Source organism: Porphyrobacter sp. ULC335 (assembly GCF_025917005.1).
Taxonomy (GTDB): domain Bacteria; phylum Pseudomonadota; class Alphaproteobacteria; order Sphingomonadales; family Sphingomonadaceae; genus Erythrobacter.
Window position 1 is genome coordinate 2,671,289 of the sequence record NZ_CP078091.1, and the last position, 18,145, is coordinate 2,689,433.

The 18,145-nt window shown below is 63.9% G+C and carries 19 protein-coding genes; 6 read left to right on the forward strand and 13 right to left on the reverse strand.

What is annotated here, in order from left to right; all coding sequences use genetic code 11:
• Positions 1-5: 5 nt before the first annotated feature.
• The 8 genes from KVF90_RS12750 to KVF90_RS12785 all read right to left on the reverse strand — a co-directional run bounded on the left by KVF90_RS12750 (position 6) and on the right by KVF90_RS12785 (position 6,757).
• Positions 6-917, reverse strand: coding sequence for an alpha/beta hydrolase (locus KVF90_RS12750; RefSeq protein WP_264391955.1), 912 nt, complete (start codon positions 915-917; stop codon positions 6-8).
• 58 nt (positions 918-975) lie between these two features.
• Entirely contained in the window at positions 976-1,884 is a 909-nt protein-coding gene (locus KVF90_RS12755) for an alpha/beta hydrolase family protein (RefSeq protein ID WP_264391956.1), read from the reverse strand.
• 1 nt (position 1,885) lies between these two features.
• Complete coding sequence (locus KVF90_RS12760) at positions 1,886-2,332, reverse strand: hypothetical protein (protein ID WP_264391957.1); 447 nt, start codon at positions 2,330-2,332, stop codon at positions 1,886-1,888.
• On the reverse strand, positions 2,329-3,996 hold the full coding sequence (recN, locus tag KVF90_RS12765) for a DNA repair protein RecN (RefSeq protein WP_264391958.1): 1,668 nt from the start codon (positions 3,994-3,996) through the stop codon (positions 2,329-2,331). Before recN ends, KVF90_RS12760 begins: the two co-directional genes overlap by 4 nt.
• A gap of 88 nt (positions 3,997-4,084) precedes the next feature.
• On the reverse strand, positions 4,085-4,828 hold the full coding sequence (gene arsH, locus KVF90_RS12770) for an arsenical resistance protein ArsH (RefSeq protein ID WP_264391959.1): 744 nt from the start codon (positions 4,826-4,828) through the stop codon (positions 4,085-4,087).
• Positions 4,825-5,883: an ACR3 family arsenite efflux transporter gene (gene arsB / locus KVF90_RS12775; RefSeq protein ID WP_264391960.1), complete on the reverse strand. Its 1,059-nt coding sequence runs from the start codon at positions 5,881-5,883 to the stop codon at positions 4,825-4,827. Before arsB ends, arsH begins: the two co-directional genes overlap by 4 nt.
• Positions 5,880-6,398 (reverse strand): arsenate reductase ArsC, encoded by a 519-nt coding sequence (locus KVF90_RS12780; RefSeq protein ID WP_264391961.1) that lies wholly within the window; start codon positions 6,396-6,398, stop codon positions 5,880-5,882. Before KVF90_RS12780 ends, arsB begins: the two co-directional genes overlap by 4 nt.
• Before the next feature lie 8 nt (positions 6,399-6,406).
• Positions 6,407-6,757, reverse strand: coding sequence for an ArsR/SmtB family transcription factor (locus KVF90_RS12785; protein ID WP_264391962.1), 351 nt, complete (start codon positions 6,755-6,757; stop codon positions 6,407-6,409).
• 159 nt (positions 6,758-6,916) lie between these two features.
• Here KVF90_RS12785 and KVF90_RS12790 point away from each other — a divergent pair, with 159 nt between their 5' ends.
• Positions 6,917-7,465, forward strand: coding sequence for a pseudouridine synthase (locus KVF90_RS12790; protein WP_264391963.1), 549 nt, complete (start codon positions 6,917-6,919; stop codon positions 7,463-7,465).
• Between the two features lie 12 nt (positions 7,466-7,477).
• Here the strand turns inward: KVF90_RS12790 and KVF90_RS12795 are convergent, their stop codons facing one another.
• The 3 genes from KVF90_RS12795 to KVF90_RS12805 form a co-directional block, all read right to left on the reverse strand.
• A complete protein-coding gene (locus tag KVF90_RS12795; RefSeq protein WP_264391964.1) occupies positions 7,478-8,623 on the reverse strand; it encodes a cupin domain-containing protein in 1,146 nt (381 codons plus the stop codon).
• Positions 8,620-8,964 carry a DUF6481 family protein gene (locus KVF90_RS12800; protein WP_264391965.1) on the reverse strand — a complete coding sequence of 115 codons (345 nt, stop codon included), beginning with the start codon at positions 8,962-8,964 and terminating at the stop codon, positions 8,620-8,622. The genes KVF90_RS12795 and KVF90_RS12800 overlap by 4 nt, the downstream gene beginning before the upstream one ends.
• A gap of 185 nt (positions 8,965-9,149) precedes the next feature.
• Positions 9,150-9,935, reverse strand: coding sequence for an outer membrane protein assembly factor BamD (locus KVF90_RS12805; RefSeq protein WP_264391966.1), 786 nt, complete (start codon positions 9,933-9,935; stop codon positions 9,150-9,152).
• Positions 9,936-10,070: 135 nt separating this feature from the next.
• Here KVF90_RS12805 and KVF90_RS12810 point away from each other — a divergent pair, with 135 nt between their 5' ends.
• The 5 genes from KVF90_RS12810 (at position 10,071) to KVF90_RS12830 (ending at position 13,846) form a co-directional block, all read left to right on the forward strand.
• Positions 10,071-10,970, forward strand: a complete 900-nt coding sequence (locus tag KVF90_RS12810; protein ID WP_264391967.1) for a hypothetical protein — start codon at positions 10,071-10,073, stop codon at positions 10,968-10,970.
• Positions 10,971-11,207: 237 nt separating this feature from the next.
• Complete coding sequence (locus KVF90_RS12815; RefSeq protein ID WP_264391968.1) at positions 11,208-11,468, forward strand: type II toxin-antitoxin system CcdA family antitoxin; 261 nt, start codon at positions 11,208-11,210, stop codon at positions 11,466-11,468.
• Positions 11,468-11,767 (forward strand): CcdB family protein, encoded by a 300-nt coding sequence (locus KVF90_RS12820; RefSeq protein WP_264391969.1) that lies wholly within the window; start codon positions 11,468-11,470, stop codon positions 11,765-11,767. Before KVF90_RS12815 ends, KVF90_RS12820 begins: the two co-directional genes overlap by 1 nt.
• A 246-nt stretch (positions 11,768-12,013) precedes the next feature.
• A complete protein-coding gene (locus KVF90_RS12825) occupies positions 12,014-13,465 on the forward strand; it encodes a hypothetical protein (RefSeq protein WP_264391970.1) in 1,452 nt (483 codons plus the stop codon).
• A gap of 216 nt (positions 13,466-13,681) precedes the next feature.
• Entirely contained in the window at positions 13,682-13,846 is a 165-nt protein-coding gene (locus KVF90_RS12830) for a Flp family type IVb pilin (protein WP_264391971.1), read from the forward strand.
• 196 nt (positions 13,847-14,042) lie between these two features.
• Here KVF90_RS12830 and lepA read toward each other — a convergent pair whose 3' ends face one another.
• Positions 14,043-15,860: a translation elongation factor 4 gene (gene lepA / locus KVF90_RS12835; protein ID WP_264391972.1), complete on the reverse strand. Its 1,818-nt coding sequence runs from the start codon at positions 15,858-15,860 to the stop codon at positions 14,043-14,045.
• Between the two features lie 67 nt (positions 15,861-15,927).
• The gene (locus KVF90_RS12840; protein WP_264391973.1) at positions 15,928-18,108 is read right to left on the reverse strand and encodes a putative bifunctional diguanylate cyclase/phosphodiesterase; all 2,181 of its coding nucleotides are present in this window, start codon (positions 18,106-18,108) and stop codon (positions 15,928-15,930) included.
• Between the last annotated feature and the right edge of the window lie 37 nt (positions 18,109-18,145).

Here is an 18,145-nt window from a genome sequence, read left to right on the forward strand (position 1 = left end):
CTTTTTCACCGACCCTTGGCAATGTCCAGCAGCGCCGGAGCAATCGCGGCGAAATCCTTGGTCCCCGGCACCAGCATGTTGAAATGCTGCTCTTGATCGACCCTGATCACCTCGACTGCGATGCCTTGTGCGCGCAGCCCCTCGATCAGCGCCGGATCGGGATCGCGCACTGCCCCGTCAACCACCAGCAGCCGCTTCACCAGCGGCTTGTTGGCGAGCGGATCGAGCATGGCATAGCGCGCCGGAACTTCGGCAGGCGTGCCGCCCATCATCCCCGCAATCACCGGCTGTCCGCAGGCCATCGCATCCAGGCCGACAAAATCGCTGATACGCAGCGGCCCATCGATCGCCACCGCCGCGCGGACCCGCGGCAGATCGGGCCGGATCACGTCATCGCCCATGTCCCCCGTGGGGAGCCACATCACCGGCGTCACCCCGGCAGAATGGCCCATCACGGTGATCCGCTTCAAATCGAGCGGGTGCGTCTCCGCCAGCGTCTGGACATAGCCAAGCCCCTGCGCCCAATCGGTAAAGGTGTTAGGCCAGCCGCCGTCCGAGCCAAGCTCGCGGTAGCCGGGAGCCCACACGGCAACGCCATTGCGCGCAAGGAAGCTGCCGAGTGCGGCCACATTGGCGGTGCTGCCCAGCCCCATCCAGCACCCGCCGTGATAGATCACCGCGATCGGGAATGGCCCCTTGCCCTCCGGCACGCGCAGCTCGCCATATTGCCGCGCCGAGGCTGTGCCATAGGCGACCCGCAGTGTCGGCGGATCGGAGGGAACGGCGTCGAGCGTGACGGGATCGTAGTCTCTGGTGTCGGTAACCGCGAAGGAAGTGTCGGGTACGGGCGGCGTCACGGGCGCACAGCCCGCGAGCAGGATCGCAAGCGCGAAAGTGGACGATGCGTGCTTCATCATGTGGGCCCCTCTGCTCGTGTTACCGCAGCTTAGCGCCGCAGCGGCAACGGGCAACCGGTCATTCTTCGCCTTTGAGCACCGCCAGCATCGCAGGCTCATTCGCGGTGTAGGCCGGATTGCCGGGGGTGATGATGGCAAAGTGGCTGACGCCGACGTTTTCGCGCACCGTGACCTGCGCGCCGCCAGAGCCGAGCGCGGATTGCGTAGCCGCCGAGGGCGCGGGGAGCTTGGCTTGCACAAACAGCAGCGCGGCGAGCTGCGGCGCGGTGGTGGCGGGCGAGATCGCAGCATAGCGCCTCGGATAGGCCTCAGGGCCAGCGCCCATGAAGGGATCGACCGCGGAGAACTGGCACAAGGCATCGAAGGCAGGACGCTCTGCCCCCACATCGCCAGGGCCGTCGAGCACAATGGCCGCGCGCGCCCTGAGCGGTTTGCGCGTGCCGAGCGGGCCATCCTCGCCCTGTGCGCTTGCCAACCATTGCGCAGGCAAAGCGCCTGCCGAATGGCCCACCAGCGTCACCGCGTCGCGATCAACGGGATAGCGCGCTGTCACCTGCTCGATCAGCTTGGTGGACGCCGCCCAGTCCTCGAACGAGCCGGGCCACCCGCCGCCATCGCCCACCTCGCGGTAATCGACATTGAGGGTCGCGATGCCCAGCTGCTGCCAGCGGGTGGCGAGAGGGGCCATGTAGGCTTGGGAGGCGATCCCGGTCTTCCAGCACCCGCCATGATAGATCACCGCCAGCGGGAACGGGCCTTTGCCTTGGGGAAGGCGCAGTTCCGCAAAGCCGCGCGGATGATCGGTGTAACGCAGGACCGCGTCGGGGGTGGACGCAGCGAGGTTGGCGTCGGTGCCGTAGGTGGCGTTGTTGGGCTGCACGGCGGACTTGGCCTCCTGAGGCGCGGGCGTGGTGGGGGTGCAGGCAGTTGCGGCCGCGGCGAGGAGAAGGGGGAGGAAGCGGATCATGTCAGTCCCTTTTAGGTCGCCTGCTTAGTGGGCGAAGATCTGGCTTCCGTTGCTCGATGTCGGTCCAAAAGCGGACGAGATCGTCCCACTGATATCGGGACTCGCTCGGTAGAAGAGCGTGCGCACGGTGCAGAGGTATCCGCCTCCGCTTCAATGCGTTTTGGATGTCCTCGAGCAAACCAACAACTGCTGCCTCGGACACATAGTGCTCGCCTTCGACGATGAGCCGGTCGATGAGTTGAAAGGTCGAGCGATGCTTAAATTCAACACCGGCTGCGAAATCCGAACCGATGATATCGGCAATCTCGGCGAAATAGAGATAGTGCGGAAGGCCATCTATTTCAGCTGTCGGATCCTCGGCCCATTGCTCGAGAAAGACCTTGGCCACCTCCTCGAAGCGCGGATCAAGCGCGCGAACCAAGCCCATTATGTCATCGCGGGTGATCACACCCCCTCCAGCAGCCGGTCCGCCTGCGCTCTCGCCTCAGGCGTCACCTCCGCGCCCGAGAGCATCCGGGCGATTTCCTCCCGCCGCCCAGCGCTATCCAAAAGTACCACGCTGGTCTTGGTCACGATTCCGCTCGAGGCCTTGGCGATCAGGTAGTGCTGGCCGCCGCGCGCCGCGACCTGGGGGCTGTGCGTCACCGCCAGCAATTGCCCTTCCTGCGATGCGAGCCGCGCGAGGCGTTCGCCGATCGCGGAAGCCACCGCCCCGCCCACGCCGCGGTCGATCTCGTCGAAGATGATCGTCGCCGCCCCGCCCTTCTCCGCCAGCGCGACCTTCAGCGCGAGGATGAAGCGCGACAGCTCGCCGCCCGAAGCGATCTTGCCCAGCGGTGCAAAGTCCGCGCCGGGGTTGGTCGAGATCAGGAATTCCACCGCGTCCATGCCGGAAGCGGCCCAGCGATCCTCGGGCAGCAACGTCACCGAAGTGCGGAACCGCGCGGCGTCCAGCTTCAGCGGTGCGAGCTCCGCCGCCACCGCCGCGTCGAGCCGCTCTGCCCCCGCAACCCGCGCGGCATGGGCTTTCTCCGCCGCAGCGACATAGGCGGTGCGCGCTTCCTTGGCGGCGGCTTCCAGCGCGTCGAGCTGCGCCTCCCCGCCCTCGATGGCATCGAGCCGCGCGCGCATGGTGCGCATCAGTTCGGGCAGATCATCGACTTCGCAGCGGTGCTTGCGCGCCGCCGCCCGCAGTTCGAACAGGCGCGTTTCGGCGCGCTCCAATTCGTGCGGATCGTGCACCAGCGCCTCGGCGGCAGAGCGCAGCTTGTCCTCCGCCTCGCTCGCTTCGATCACCGCGCGGTCCAATGCCGCGAGCGCCTCGGTCAGCAGGGCATGCTGATCGGCGATCCGGTCCAGCTTGCGCGCCGCGACGCGCAGCGCGGCGAGCGGCGAATCCGAACCATCCCACAGGTGGCGCAGGGTTTCGAGATCATCGGAAAGCTTCTCGCCCTTCTGCATGTCGGCCCGCGCCCCGGCGAGCCGCGCTTCCTCGCCCGCGACCGGCTCCAATGCGGCGAGTTCGGCGAGATGCGCGATCAGCAGGTCCTGATCGGTCCTGGCCTGCTCCACCGCATCGCGCGCTTCGGAAAGCTGGGCTTCGGCGCGCGCCCAATCGGCATAGGCGCGCTCCATGCCGGTCACATCGGTGCCCGCATAGCGATCGAGCAGCAGGCGGTGCCCGCGCGGGTTCACCAGCCCGCGATCATCGTGCTGGCCGTGCAGTTCCACCAGCGCCGGCGCCAGTTCGCGCAGCAGGGCGACGCTGGCGGGTTGATCGTTGATGAAAGCCTTGGACCCGCCATCAGCCTTCACCTGCCGCCGGATCAGCAGCGGCTCTCCCGGCTCGATCGCGATCTCGGCATCATCCAGCGCGGCAGCGATCCCGGCAGGCAGCGCGGCGAATTCGAAGCTGGCGGTGACGCTGGCCTTGTCCTCGCCCGCGCGGACGAGGCTGGTCTCCGCCCGGTCGCCCAGGATCAGCCCCAGCGCATCGAGCAGGATCGACTTGCCCGCCCCCGTCTCCCCCGTCAGCACGCCCAGCCCGCGCGCGAAGGTGAGATCGAGCGCTTCGATAAGGACGATGTTGCGGATGGACAGGCGGGTCAGCATGGATAGCGGAACAGATAGCGCACACCCTGCCCCGCGTCACCTGCGGAAGGTTAGCAAATCCCCAAGGACAGGAGCGGGTCTGCTCTCGTCAGACAATCCCGGCCTTGTCCGCCGGGGTCTCGACCGGCAGATCCTTTTCGACCCGTTCGGAATAGCGGTCGACCAGCATGTCAGCGTGGGGGCGCAGCAGCACGGTGAAGCGCACCAGTTCCTCCATCACGTCGACGATGCGATCGTAATAGCTCGACGGCTTCATCCGCCCGGCCTCGTCGAATTCCTCATAGGCCTTGGCAACCGAGGACTGGTTGGGGATCGTGAACATCCGCATCCAGCGGCCGAGGATGCGCAGGGAGTTGACGGTGTTGAAGCTCTGCGATCCCGCGTTGACCTGCATCACCGCCAGCGTGCGTCCCTGCGTCGGGCGGAGGCCCTTGTAGGCGAGCGGGAGGTGATCGATCTGCGCCTTCATGATCCCGGTGATCGTGCCGTGGCGTTCAGGGCTGCACCATACCTGCGCCTCTGACCACAGCGAATGTTCGCGCAGCTCGTGCACGGCGGGATGATCATCGCCGGGGTACAGATCGGGCGAAGGAAGGTCGGACGGATCGAAGATCCGCGTCTCGCAGCCGAAGAATTGCAGCAGCCGCGCAGCCTCCTCCACAGCGAGGCGCGAGAAGGACCGCTCCCGCAGCGAGCCGTAGAGCAGCAGCACGCGCGGCGGCGGATCGAGTGGCCCCAAGCCGAGCGCGGGACGGTGATGGACATATTCCGGCTTCAGCGCAGGCAGGTGCGCCGGATCGGGCAAAGTGCGCAGGCGTGCGTAGTCGGTCATGCCGGGTCTCCGGGGAAGTTCGCGCGGGTGCGGTTGGCGAAGGCGACCAGCGACAGCATCACCGGCACCTCGACCAGCACGCCCACCACCGTGGCGAGTGCCGCGCCGCTCGAAAGGCCGAACAGCCCGATGGCGACCGCGACGGCCAACTCGAAGAAGTTCGAGGTGCCGATCAACGCGCATGGCGCAGCGATATTGTGAGGCACCTTCCACGCCCAGGCCCAGGCATAGGCGGCCGCGAATATGCCGTAGGACTGGAGGATGATCGGCACCGCGATCAGCGCAATCAGCAGCGGGTTGGCGATGATCGTGGCCGCCTGAAACGCGAACAGCAGCACGACCGTCGCCAGCAGGCCGATGATCGACCACGGCTTGAGCCGCGCCGTGAACGCATCGACCGCCGCCGCATCCCCGCCATGCCCGGCGATCACGCGGCCACGGACGATGGCGCCTGCCACCAGCGGGATCACCACGTAAAGCACCACCGAGAGCAGCAGCGTCTCCCACGGCACGACAATCTCCGTCACACCCAGCAGCAGCGCGACCAGCGGCGCAAAGGCGACGATCATCACCAGATCGTTCACCGACACCTGCACCAGCGTATAGGCGGGGTCGCCGCGGGTCATCTGCGACCACACGAACACCATCGCGGTGCAGGGCGCAGCGCCCAGCAGGATCAGCCCCGCGATATACTCTTGCGCATCCTTGCGGGGCAGCAGGTCCGCATAGACGTAGTCGAAGAACAGCACGGCCAGCGCGGCCATCGTGAAAGGCTTGATCAGCCAGTTGATCGCCAGCGTGATCACCAGCCCCTTTGGCTTGCGCCCGATGTCACGGATGCTGCCGAAATCGACACCGACCATCATCGGAAAGATCATGGCCCAGATCAGCACCGCGACCACCAGATTGACCGAGGCATATTCAAGCCCGGCAAGCACGCCGACCGCATCGGGGGCGACCAACCCCACCCCCAGCCCTGCCAGAATGGCAAGCAGCACCCAGACCGAAAGATAACGCTCGAACAGGCCGAGCGGTGAGGTGGTATCGTTCATCATGCTGCCCCTTCCATCGCGCCGATCCGGGCAAGTGCGGCCTGCATCGCGGGCGCGTCCATCGCTGCGCGGTCAAGCGACAGGAACGCACGCACCCGCATCTCCAGCAGCCGCCATGTCTCCTCGAACGCGGCATCGACCTCCGCTTCGCTGCCGGTCACGTCGGCGGGATCGGGCAGACCCCAATGGGCTTTCAACGGGCTGCCGAGGAACACCGGACAGGCCTCGCCCGCCGCATTGCCGCAAACGGTGATCGCAAGGTCGATGGCCGGTGCACCGGGGCCGCTGAATTCGTCCCAGCTTTTCGAACGGAACGGCGCGGTGTCGATCCCGCGCCGCGCCAGCAACCGCAGCGCCCCCGGATGGGCCGCGCCCTTGGGCTTGCTCCCCGCGCTGAAGGCCCGCACCCGCGCCCCCGAACCGGATTGCCCCAATTGGTTGATCAGTGCCTCGCCAAGGATCGAGCGGGCAGAATTGCCGGTGCAGAGCACCAGCACGGTAAAGGCGGTGTCGGACATGGGATGCCTCAATTCAGGGGTTCGCAGGTGAGCCCCGCCATCAGGGCGGAACACATTTCGGGCATGCCTTGGCAGCAATCCTGCATCAGGAAGGCCAGCAAGCGGCGCATCACCGGAAAGTCGGCGCGATAACGGATCAACCGGCTCTCCCGCTCTGACCTCACAAGCCCGGCGCGTTCCAACGTGGCAAGGTGATGCGACATGGTGGAAGGCGGCACACCGCAATGCTCGGCGATGGCTCCGGCAATCATGCCGTCTGGCCCGGCTTTGACCAGCATCCGGAATACGGAAAGCCGGGTTTCGTGCGCCATCGCGCCAAGCGCGTCCACCGCCCACACCTGCGTGCTGAGATCATCCATATGGCCACCTTTCGAGAAATATCGAAATACCGTCTGTCGGACAGATATCAAGCCATAATTCGAGAATTATCGAAAACTCCAGCAACAGCCGCGCTGCAAGTGCGTGCGTTGCTGACACCCCCCAAGACACAGCGTCCGGCGGCGGCTATGGGCACAGGCATGTCCCGGCTGATCCTCTTCAACAAACCCTTCGGCGTCCTGTCGCAGTTCACCGACAGCAAATCGCCGACGGAGCGGGCGACGCTCTCGGAATTCATTGCGATCAAGGGCGTGTATCCCGCCGGGCGGCTTGACCGCGATAGCGAGGGGCTGTTGCTGCTGACCGATGACGGGCGGCTTCAGGCGCGGATAGCCGATCCCCGCTTCAAGATGCCCAAAACCTACCTCGTGCAGGTGGAGGGCGATCCGCAGGATGCGGACCTTGAACCGCTGCGCACAGGCGTGCGGCTGAAGGACGGGATGACCCTGCCCGCCGAAGTCGTGCGCATCGACGCGCCGGATCTGTGGCCGCGCAATCCGCCGATCCGCGAACGCAAGTCGGTGCCTGATAGCTGGCTGCGCATCACCATCCGCGAAGGACGCAACCGGCAGGTGCGGCGGATGACAGCGGCAGTCGGCCTGCCCACCTTGCGGCTGGTGCGCTGGTCGATCGGGGACTGGACCGTCGAAGGAATCGCACCGGGCGCCTTCGCCGAAACATCGGCCTGAACGCGGCTTGCGCTACTCTCCGCTATCGAAAGCGAGGCTGCCTGCGTTGTACAGCGCGGCGATCAGTTCCAGCGTCTCGGGCGAATTATCGGGAGCCGCAACAAGCTGCGGAGCACCGCAGATTGCCTGCGCGAATTCGGCGGCCTGCGCCGTGCACAGATAGGCGTCCCCGTCGGCGAACAGCATGATCGCGGAATCCTCCTCGCGGACGAAAGCGAAGCGGCTGGCCGGATTGCGGAGCAAGGGCGTGCCCGCTGCCAGATGCTGGGCGATCTCCCCGGCGTCCATGGCTTCTTCGGGCCGCCAGTCGATCTCGGGGTTCTTGGGCGCGGTGTTGTATTGTCCGAACCAGCGGGCAAAGCGGCTGCGATCATGGACGGTTTCGGCGATCATCGCTTGCAGCTTGGCAATCGCTTCTGCGTCGATCTCTCCGGGGTTGTCCGCCGGCGCCAGATGCGGATCGCCATAGCGGTCGCTATCGGGCAGATCGGGGACCATGTCGTCGGCCCAGGCCTCGATCAGTTCGGCGCGCGAAGGGGCGCGGAAACCGATCGAATAGGTCATGCAATCATCGCCGACCGCCGTGCCGCGATGGGCGACGCGCGGAGGGACGTAGAGAATATCGCCGGGTTCGAGGATCCATTCCTCGGTCGCTTCGAAATCCGCGAGCAGGCGCAGCCCGTCATGCGGGAGCAAGGGCGTGTCCTCGTCGCACAGCGCGCCCACTTCCCAGCGCCTGCGGCCCAGACCCTGCACCAGAAACACATCGTAATGATCGAAATGCGCGCCCACCCCGCCGCCATCCACGGCATAGCTGACCATCACATCGTCGATCCGCCAATTGGGCACGAAGCGGAACGGATCGAGCAAGGCGGCAACGTCCGCAAAATGGTGATCGACAGATTGCACCAGCAGCGTCCACGGATCGCGGGCTTTCTTGGCGAAGCGGGTTTCGGGAACGGGGCCGTGTTCGAGTTCCCACGCGGTCTTGCGGCGCGTGATGATGCGGGATTCGACGAGCGGCTCGCAGGCGAGGCCTGCAAGCTCGTCAGGCTCGACCGGGTTGATCCAGCTTGCCCACGGATTGCGGATCAGCAGCGGCTTTTGCTGCCAGTGATCCCGCAGGAATGCCGCGACGTCGAAGTTGTGGAGCTTCACTTGCGTTTTTTACGCGCGGCATAACGCGCGTCGCGGGCGGCCTTCAGCTCTTCCTCGGTCTTCTTGGGCGGGGGCGCATTGGCTTCTTCGATCCGCGCCTGCTCGGCCTTGGCAGCTTCGCGCTCTTCGTCGGCGAGACGCTGCTTTTCTTCGCGGGCGGCCCGTGCCTTCTCGGCCTTCTCGGCGGCCAGCGCTTCGCGCTCGGCAGCGCGGGCAGCGCGTTCGGCCAGTTCTTCCGCGGTCGGCTGAGGCGCCGCCTTCATCTTTGCCAGAGCCTTTTCCTTGGCGAGCGCCGATGCGGCGGCCCTGTCCTGGAAGCTCGGTGCCTTGTAGCCCTTCATGGTGATTAACTCCTGCCGGGGTGCGGATCGCAGCGCGGCTCAAAATGGTGATTGCCGGGTGCCCTGCCGCAGCGAGGTTCCCGGCCGTTAGCTTATAGCCCGTTGCGCCTGCACAAGTCCGCCCAGCTCCCACGGAGCCGGAGCGACTCCAGCCCGGCGACCGCTGCCCGGCGGCGGGAGGGCGATCAGGAGGTCGTCACGCCCCCGGCGTTCTTGTCGACCAGCTTGAAGGCGCGTTCGTACCACTCGCTGCCCGGATAGTTCGCACCCAGCACCGCAGCGTACTTCACCGCTTCGGAGGGCACGCCCAGCGCGAGGCTGCTTTCGGTGAGGCGATAAAGCGCTTCGGCGGTGTGGCTGGTGGTCTGGAACTTCTCGACCACGTTGCGGAACCGCATGTCGGCGGCGAGCCACATGCCCATCCGCTGGTAGTGGCGGCCGATCTCCATCTCCTTGCCCGCAAGGTGATCCGCCACAAGGTCGAGCTTCAGCCGCGCGTCAGCCGCATATTCGGTCTGCGGGAAGCGGCGGTTGACCTCACGCAGCGCGGTCTGCGCTTGCTCGGTGATCTTCTGGTCGCGGTTCACATCGCTGATCTGCTCGTAATAGCTGAGCGCGATCAGATAGTACGCGTAGGGCGCGTCCTTGTTGCCCGGGTGGATCGACAGGAACCGCTGCGCGTTCTGGATCGCCTTGTTGTAATCGCGGGCGATGTAATAGCTGAACGCGCTCATCAGCTGGGCGCGGCGGGCCCAGGGCGAATAGGGGTGCTGGCGCTCCACCTCGTCGAACAGCGCCGCGGCCTGTAGCGTATTGCCCTTGTCGAGCCGCTTCTGCGCCTCGGAATAGAGCGATTCGACGTCGCGGGCGACATAGGCGACATCCTTGCCCTCCCCGCTTCCGGCGCAGGCGCTGAGCATGGCGATGGTCGCGGCGGCGAGCGCGATACGGGCGGTGAGCTTAACTTGCATGGCGCTGCCTATAGCGAGGGGTGCGCTGAACGCCAAGTGAAGGGTGAAGCCCATGCCCCCCTGCCCCCACATTTTCCTACTCGGCCGTTTTGTGTTGCTCTCCCGCGCTACGCCCCCGCCAGAAAGCCACACCCCATGACCCGCAAGAAAGACCCCCGCACCCCCCGCCTCCCCGCCCCCGATCCACTGGATTTCACCCCGGTACCGCGCCAGCGGATGCGGCGCGGCGGATGGAGCGCGGCGCGGCAGCGCGAATTCATCGACCACCTTGTCGAAACCGGCAGCGTGCGCGCCGCCTGCCGCCGCATGGGTGTGGGCGAGCACCACATCTACAAGCTGCGCAACCATCCCGAAGGCGGCAGCTTCCGCGCCGCATGGGAGGCCGCGCTGGACATGGGCATCCAGCGGATCGAGGATCTGGCCATGGACCGCGCCATGAACGGGGTGGAGGAACCGGTCTATTCCTACGGCGAACTCGTCGGCACGCGTATCAAGTATAACGACCGGCTGCTGATGTTCATCCTGCGCAACCGCGCGCCCGATCGGTTCGGGGCGGGCAGCGGCGGCGGCAGGGGCCTCGGCGCGGTCAGCCAGATGCAGCTCGACCGGCTCAAGAAGCAGTGGATCAAGGAACACGAGGCCAAGAAGCCCCACGTCACCGCAGAGCAGATCCGCGCCAGCATCGACCGCAAGATCGAGATCATCCGCATGTCGCTGGAGCCCAAGCGGCAGGCGCAATGGGCCGCCCTGTCAGACGAGACCCGCGCGGCCTGGGCGCATTATGTGGCCCTGCGCACCCGCGACCTCGCCGCAATGAACGCCGACGCCAAGGCGCGCGAGCTGGTGGAAGTGCAATGGGACGCGAAGGGCGATGTCTTCGAGCCAAGCGGCAAACCGGTGCGCCAGATACCGGGCTACGCCGCACCGGCCAGCGAGCCGGAGCCGCTAGTGAAGCAATGGCAGAAGCCCGAACCGCCCGAGGTGCCGCCGGTCAAGACGTCTTGGACGGTGAAGGATGGGGGGTTTGATCCGTGATGCCAGAAGGCGCGCAGCGATCCTCCCCTCTAGGGGAGGGGGACCATCCGCAGGATGGTGGAGGGGCAGGTGAGGTTGATCGAGACGCAGCAAAGGCCAAGCTTAAAACCGGTACGCGCCAGCGCATCACACCCCCCGGCCGGGGCGGCGTCAGCTGTCCCGTTCGACGTGAGGCCGCGGCTTTGCCGTGGCAATCCACCTCTTGATGCATACACTTCATGCATATACATTGCCCCCATGAACAGCCACACTCCAAACCGCCGCAACGCGCCAAGCGCCCCGCGCAAGCGCACCACCATGACGATCCGGCCCGATTACCTCGCGGATGCCAAGCGTCTTGGCATTACCGTGTCCGAGGCCGCCGAGCGCGGCCTGCGCGACGCGATAAGTGAGGCCGAGGCGGCGCGCTGGCTCGAAGAAAATGGCGAAGCGGTCGCGGCGGCGAATGACTGGGTGGAGGCTAACGGCCTGCCGCTCGCGGATCGCCGCCTGTTCTGATGGCGCGCTTCGATGTTTACGCGCTGAAGCGCGGTGGTGCGCTGGTGGTCGATTGTCAGGCTGACCTGCTGGATGGGCTGAAAACCCGCGTGGTGGTGCCGCTGATTGCGGAAAGCGATGCGCCCAAGCCTGCGCGGACGCTCAATCCGGTGTTTGCAATTGGCGGGGAGCGGTTTGTGCTGATGGCGCAGTTTCTCTCAGCGGTTGAGGTGCGCGAGTTGGGGGCGAAGGTGGGGTCGCTGGACAGCGAGGGCGAGACGGTGCTGGGGGCGCTGGATTTTCTGCTGACGGGGGTGTGAGCCGAGCGATCCTCCCGTTGTCCCTGCGGAACAGCTGCGCTTCCAGGGGAGAGCGTGTCCTGAGCTTTTCGAAGGAGGGACCATCCGCAGGATGGCGGAGGGGCAGGCGCGGTTGCGGCGAGGTTGGCACCACTGGATGCCGATGCGCCGCACTATTCTTTGCCTCTGCGACTCTCTCCGATCGAGATTCGGTGTTGGCTGTGATCGTCTAAAGTCGGTGTGCTTGGTATCCACCGAGAGACATGGATGGACAGTGCCACACAAAAACCCCATCATGCTGACGGAAACAGAATTTTCCCTTTTCAAAAATATCCATTGGAGGGCGAGTTGGGGCGCGGAATCAAGTTCTTTGTGTCTGCTCTGATGCTGGTCGGAGCTAGTACCTCCGCACTCGGCGCGGAACTCTACAACGAGACACTTGAAAATGGAACCGAGGTAATATTCCTCAACGGTACGATTTCATCTGGAGATGAAGAACGCTTTAGAGAATTATCCGTAAAGTATCAAAACGCAATAGTTGTTCTGAACAGCTCCGGTGGGATGTTGAAGCCTGCATTGGAGATTGGGCGCCAAATACGGCTGCGAGGTTATCGCACTCTCGTCATGGAAGACGACGAATGCGCATCGGCTTGCGCACTTATTTGGTTGGCTGGAACGCAGCGTATTTTAAGTGGCGACGGAAAAATTGGCTTTCACGCCAGCTATGTCGACGAAGGAGGCCGGAAGGTTGAGAGCGGCGTGGCGAACGCTATGGTTGGCTTTTATCTGTCGCAACTTAATTTATCAGAATCAGCAGTAGTCTTCACTACTTTAGCGCCGCCTGACAAGGTCGAATGGATCAGGGCCGAAAGTTCAGGATCGGTGCCGATTGAGTTCACTGTTTGGAAGGACTCGGCGAAGCCGGCGGTAGTTTCAATACCGCCGCCAATCCAAACCCGCCCCGCTACTCGCTCTAACCCTATCTCTAGCTCCGCCCAGTCATCATATCAGTGGCTGGTTTCAATGCGGAATAGTCCAGATTATGCCGTCAATGGGGCAAAGTCGATCGGAGCTCAGGGCCCTCTTGTTAGTATTTTGGCAGATCATTTAACCCAAATACTCGCGAATGATTTAGTGCTTCTGCGCATTAGCCAAGAATTCCAGGCAGCGGCGATCGATCCCGTGAAAGATCCGGATTCTGCTCGTGTTATTATTTTCAATTTTTCTACTTCATCTCAACTTAAGGGCCTGAGGCGGCTTGCTCAAAATGACATAGACAAATTGTTCTCAATTTATGCATTGGCGTTCGAGAAAAATCTGACAAATTGCAGTGCACTGGCGGATGTCAAATCAGAAGCGTCAGTAGATGAATTTGCTATAATTCAGAAACTTGGAAATGACAATTTGCGCGACTACCTTCGCATTCTTAGGTCTGCTCTGATTGCTGAAGTGGAAGACTATCCCAAACCCATCCAACTCACTGAAAAGCAAATTGCAATAGCTGAAAATGCGTTCGCGAAAGATATATTGTCAGCTCTAGGAAATGATGAAGCTGCATTAGAGAGATTTTACACGATTTCAGCAAATTATGAAAATTACTCTCCCGTTGAATATTGTCCATCCATGTATATTATGTTTAACACAGTCAGCCAAATGAATGGCTTATCTGGATCTTGGATGCGAAGGCAATTTGCTGGGTACATGTCTGAGGGGATGTGACAGCATGATTTAACCGACATAAGGCATAATCGCCTCTCGCCCCTCAACCACCTTCGGTGGTTCCCTTCCCCTTGAGGGGAGGATGGGGTCTTGCCCCCTCCCGCAAACGGAAGGGGCAAGCACCCCCCCAACCCCTACCACCCCATTCACCATCCCCACTCATTCCCACGCAACCTTTCGCCCGCATTTTCGCGCAAGGCTTTGAAAGGAAACATCATGTTTGCGCGGTTGAGGGGTGATGAGGCGGGGGCGACCGCGATTGAGTATGGCTTGATTATCGCCATTATCTCGCTCGCCGCGATCATTGCGTTTCAGTCGCTCGGGATCACGCTGTCGGATGTGTTCGACCGGATCAGCGCTGCGCTGCGGACGAATTTTTAGGGCGTTCGGATCGGGGTGGCGAGCCCCTCCCCTGGAAGCGCAGCTGTTCCGCAGGGACAACGGGAGGATTTGGGCATCTTCCTCCCCTCCTTTTCAAAGGAGGGGATCGAGGGGTGGTTGCGCGGCGCGCAGCGGCGCGCCCGGGCATACCACCACCCCCAACCCCCTCCTCTGAAGATGAGGGGGCTATAGGGCCTTATTCTTCACCCATCCGCAGCGCCGCGATGAAGGCTTCCTGCGGAATAGAGACATTCCCATACTCCCGCATCCGCGCCTTCCCCTTCTTCTGCTTGTCCAGCAGCTTCTTCTTCCGGGAAATGTCGCCGCCGTAGCATTTGGCGGTCACGTCCTTGCGCATCGCGGCGATGGTCTCGCGGGCGATCACCTTGCCGCCGATCGCGGCCTGGATCGGAATCTTGAAAAGATGTCGCGGAATCAAGTCTTTAAGCCGCTCGCACATGCCGCGGCCGCGTTCTTCGGCGACGTGGCGGTGGACGATCAGGCTCAGCGCGTCGACCGGCTCGGCGTTGACGAGGATGTTCATCTTCACAAGGTCGCCCTCGCGCGTGCCGATCTGTTCGTAATCGAAGGAGGCATACCCGCGGCTGATCGACTTCAGGCGATCGTAGAAGTCGAACACCACTTCGTTGAGCGGCAGTTCATAGGTCACCTGCGCGCGGCCGCCGACATAGGTGAGTTCGGTCTGGATGCCGCGGCGGTCCTGACACAGCTTGAGGATCGCGCCGAGGTACTCGTCCGGCGTGTAGATCACCGCCTTGATCCACGGCTCCTCGATCACCTCGATCCGGTTGGTATCGGGCCAATCGGCGGGGTTGTGGATGTCGATCACCTTGGCGTCCTCGGTCTTCGAATGGCCGAGGTGGATGCGGTACACCACGGATGGCGCGGTGGTGATCAGGTCAAGGTCGTATTCGCGGCTGAGGCGTTCCTGGATGATCTCCAGATGCAGCAGGCCGAGGAACCCGCAGCGGAAGCCGAAGCCCAGCGCGGCAGAGCTTTCCATCTCGAAGCTGAAGCTGGCATCATTGAGGCGCAGCTTGCCGATGCTCTCGCGCAGCTTCTCGAAGTCCGCAGCGTCGACAGGGAACAGCCCGCAGAACACCACCGGCTGCACTTCCTTGTAGCCGGGAAGCGGGGTGTCAGACCCGTTCTTCACTGTGGTGATGGTGTCACCGACGCGGGCCTGTTCGACTTCCTTGATCTGCGCGGTGATGAAGCCGATCTCGCCCGGGCCGAGTTCCTGCAAGTCGGTGCGCTTGGGCGTGAAGCAGCCGACGCGGTCGACAAGGTGCTGGGTGCCGCCCTGCATGAAGCGGATGTTGAGGCCCTTGGTGAGCTTGCCGTCGATCACGCGGACGAGGATGACGACGCCGAGGTACGGGTCGTACCATGAGTCCACGAGGCTGGCGGTGAGCGGCGCGTCGATCTTGCCCTTGGGCGGGGGGATGCGCTGGACGACGGCTTCGAGCACTTCCTCGATGCCGATGCCCGATTTGGCGGAGGCGAGGACGGCGTTGGATGCGTCGAGCCCGATGATGTCCTCGATCTCGGCCTTGACCTTGTCGGGCTCGGCAGCGGGGAGATCGATCTTGTTGATGACGGGGACGATTTCGTGATCGTGCTCGATCGACTGGTAAACGTTGGCGAGGGTTTGCGCCTCCACGCCCTGCGCGGCGTCGACGACGAGCAGCGCGCCCTCGCACGCGGCGAGGCTGCGGGAGACCTCGTAGGCGAAGTCGACGTGGCCGGGGGTGTCCATCAGGTTGAGCTGATAGGTCTCGCCATCCTTCGCGGTGTAGTTGAGGCGCACGGTCTGCGCCTTGATGGTGATGCCGCGTTCCTTCTCGATGTCCATGTTATCAAGGACTTGCTCGGACATCTCACGCGCGGTGAGGCCCCCGGTGAACTGGATCAACCGGTCGGCCAGCGTCGACTTGCCATGGTCGATATGCGCGATGATGCTGAAGTTGCGGATCTTTGAGAGGTCGGTCATTACGCCGCCGATTAGCGATCAGGCGCCGCCTTGTCATGCGCCAAAAACGCAACACCCGGTAAGGCCATCACCCTGCATCCGCACGCACAGGTGCGGCATATCCGAACTTGGGCACTACCCCGCCTTGGTCCATGCCGATGAACTTGCCCGGGGCCAGCGGCGCAAGCGGCGTTCCCGCTGCAGCCAGCGCATAGGGCGAGACACGGTTGCGGGTGCACAGCCCGCCCGATCCGTCCTCGATCAGCGACTGCTCGAACTCCAGCCCCTGCACATCGCCGTTAGACCTCGTCACGGTCGCCACGGCGAGTTGCCCGCCGCCCAGATCGACCACGAACTGCGTCCCCTTGGGCACGTCGGCCACCCCCTCGATCAGCGCCCCCGTCTTGGAGAGGTTGCGCAGGGTCACCTCGTAGGCATAGTCGTCATGGATCACCTGGATCTTGCGGAACACCGTACGGCGGCGGGCGCGGCGGGTGCGTTCGGCAGCGGGGTCGATGTTCCACGCGCCGCCGGCCATTTCCTGCTCGACCGTGTCTTCGTCTACCGGCTCGCTGAAGATCGGGCCTTCGAGATAGCGCACCCCGCATTCGGTCAGGGACGCGAGCAAGGTCGCGCTTTCGATCCCGGTGGCGATGGTGTCCATCTGCAACGCCCCTGCGAGCGCCACAATCGCGCGCACCAGCCCCAACTCGCGGCTGTCCTGGCGCTCGGCTTCGGCTACCAGCTTCTGGTCGATCTTGATGCTGTCGAAAGGCGCGCGGCGCAGGTAGGCGAGCGAGGAATAGCCAGAGCCGAATTCGTCGAGCGTCAGGCGCACGCCAAGTTTAAACAGCGCGGCAAGCGTGCGATCGACCACGCTCGCATCGCCGAAGAACACCGCCTCGCTGATCTCGAGTTCGAGGCGGGACGGAATGATCCCCGCATTGTCGATCGCGTTGGCGACGACCGTGACGAAATCGTCGGCCAGAAACAGCGCGACAGGCGCATTGACCGCAACGCGCACCGATCCGGGCCATTGCGCCGCCCGCGCGCAGGCAGCGGCAATCGCCCACCGCCCCACTTCGCCCAGCATCGCCGAACCTTCGACGATCTTGGCAAACTCCTCCTCGTCGATGACGCCGCGCTCGGCATGGTTCCAGCAGACATGCGCCTCAAGCGCGCAGACCGTGTTGCCGGCCGACGCTTCGACAATCGGTTCGAAGCGCAGGAACAACTGCTCCTCGCGGAGCGCCGTGCCGAGATCCTGCTCCAGTCGCCGGCGGAAAATGGTTTCGTTCTCGAGCTCTCCCGAAAAGAACCGATACTGCGCACGGCCACCATTTTTGGCGGCATAGAGCGCAAGGTCGGCCGCGCGCACGATCTCCTCGCGGGTGACCCCGTCATGGGGAGCTATGGCGATGCCCACCGAAGCACCGATCACGCAGCGCCCGTCGTCGAGACTGTAAGGCTGGCGCAGCATGGTGATGATCTTCATTGCCAGATCGCCGAGCACACCGCGGTCGTCGATGTCGGGGAGCATGATCTGGAATTCGTCGCCGCCCAGACGCCCGATCTCGCATTCGCGATCAATCGCCCGCTCAAGCCGTGCGGCGACCTGTTTGAGGAGCTCGTCCCCTGCCCCGTGACCCAGCGTATCATTGACATGCTTGAAGCGATCGAGGTCGATCATCATCACCGCGCAGCTGCGCCGCGCCGCCTTGAAAGCGGTCAGTGTCGCTTCGATCTGGTGCGCCATGCGGTGCCGGTTCGAAAGGCCGGTCAACGAATCGAAGCGCGCGAGCCGCGCTGTTTCTTCCTCGCGGTGATATTGTTCGGTGATGTCGGTGCCAGTGCCGCGGAAGCCGAGGAAGCGGCCGTCGGCGCTGGTGACGGGCTGACCTGACAGGCGCAGCACTGCGCCTTCGGGATTTCGCGCCGCGCGCACCGCCATCCCGGCAAAACCCTTGTGCGCGCCCAGCATGAGCGAGAGCGACTTGCCACGCCCTTCCCGGTCGGCAGCGGCAAAGATCGTGGTCATCGCATGACCGATCAGATCGCCGAGCGGAACATCAAGCCGAGCCGCAATGGCTCCCGACAGATACGTGAGGTTGCCGCTCGCATCGCTCGCCCAGAACCAGCCGAGACCCGATTGCTCGAGCTCGTCGAGCATGGCGAGCCGCTCGCCGTCGGACAGCGCCGAAGCGGCGGACGACGTCGCGCCCCGCCAGGGGGCTCCATTGCGGGATGACAAGAGACCCTTGAGGGACATCTCGCGGGCAATCCTCCAGACCTTGGGCGCGGCATTG

Coding starts and splice junctions, on each gene's coding strand:
- lepA (WP_264391972.1), bottom strand. CDS start 15,860: ATGACCGACCTCTCAAAGATCCGCAACTTCAGCATCATCGCGCATATC.
- KVF90_RS12790 (WP_264391963.1), top strand. CDS start 6,917: ATGTCCCGGCTGATCCTCTTCAACAAACCCTTCGGCGTCCTGTCGCAG.
- KVF90_RS12815 (WP_264391968.1), top strand. CDS start 11,208: ATGAACAGCCACACTCCAAACCGCCGCAACGCGCCAAGCGCCCCGCGC.
- arsH (WP_264391959.1), bottom strand. CDS start 4,828: ATGACCGACTACGCACGCCTGCGCACTTTGCCCGATCCGGCGCACCTG.
- KVF90_RS12820 (WP_264391969.1), top strand. CDS start 11,468: ATGGCGCGCTTCGATGTTTACGCGCTGAAGCGCGGTGGTGCGCTGGTG.
- KVF90_RS12755 (WP_264391956.1), bottom strand. CDS start 1,884: ATGATCCGCTTCCTCCCCCTTCTCCTCGCCGCGGCCGCAACTGCCTGC.
- KVF90_RS12805 (WP_264391966.1), bottom strand. CDS start 9,935: ATGCAAGTTAAGCTCACCGCCCGTATCGCGCTCGCCGCCGCGACCATC.
- KVF90_RS12830 (WP_264391971.1), top strand. CDS start 13,682: ATGTTTGCGCGGTTGAGGGGTGATGAGGCGGGGGCGACCGCGATTGAG.
- KVF90_RS12810 (WP_264391967.1), top strand. CDS start 10,071: ATGACCCGCAAGAAAGACCCCCGCACCCCCCGCCTCCCCGCCCCCGAT.
- KVF90_RS12800 (WP_264391965.1), bottom strand. CDS start 8,964: ATGAAGGGCTACAAGGCACCGAGCTTCCAGGACAGGGCCGCCGCATCG.
- KVF90_RS12780 (WP_264391961.1), bottom strand. CDS start 6,398: ATGTCCGACACCGCCTTTACCGTGCTGGTGCTCTGCACCGGCAATTCT.
- KVF90_RS12785 (WP_264391962.1), bottom strand. CDS start 6,757: ATGGATGATCTCAGCACGCAGGTGTGGGCGGTGGACGCGCTTGGCGCG.
- KVF90_RS12750 (WP_264391955.1), bottom strand. CDS start 917: ATGATGAAGCACGCATCGTCCACTTTCGCGCTTGCGATCCTGCTCGCG.
- recN (WP_264391958.1), bottom strand. CDS start 3,996: ATGCTGACCCGCCTGTCCATCCGCAACATCGTCCTTATCGAAGCGCTC.
- KVF90_RS12840 (WP_264391973.1), bottom strand. CDS start 18,108: ATGTCCCTCAAGGGTCTCTTGTCATCCCGCAATGGAGCCCCCTGGCGG.
- arsB (WP_264391960.1), bottom strand. CDS start 5,883: ATGATGAACGATACCACCTCACCGCTCGGCCTGTTCGAGCGTTATCTT.
- KVF90_RS12825 (WP_264391970.1), top strand. CDS start 12,014: ATGGACAGTGCCACACAAAAACCCCATCATGCTGACGGAAACAGAATT.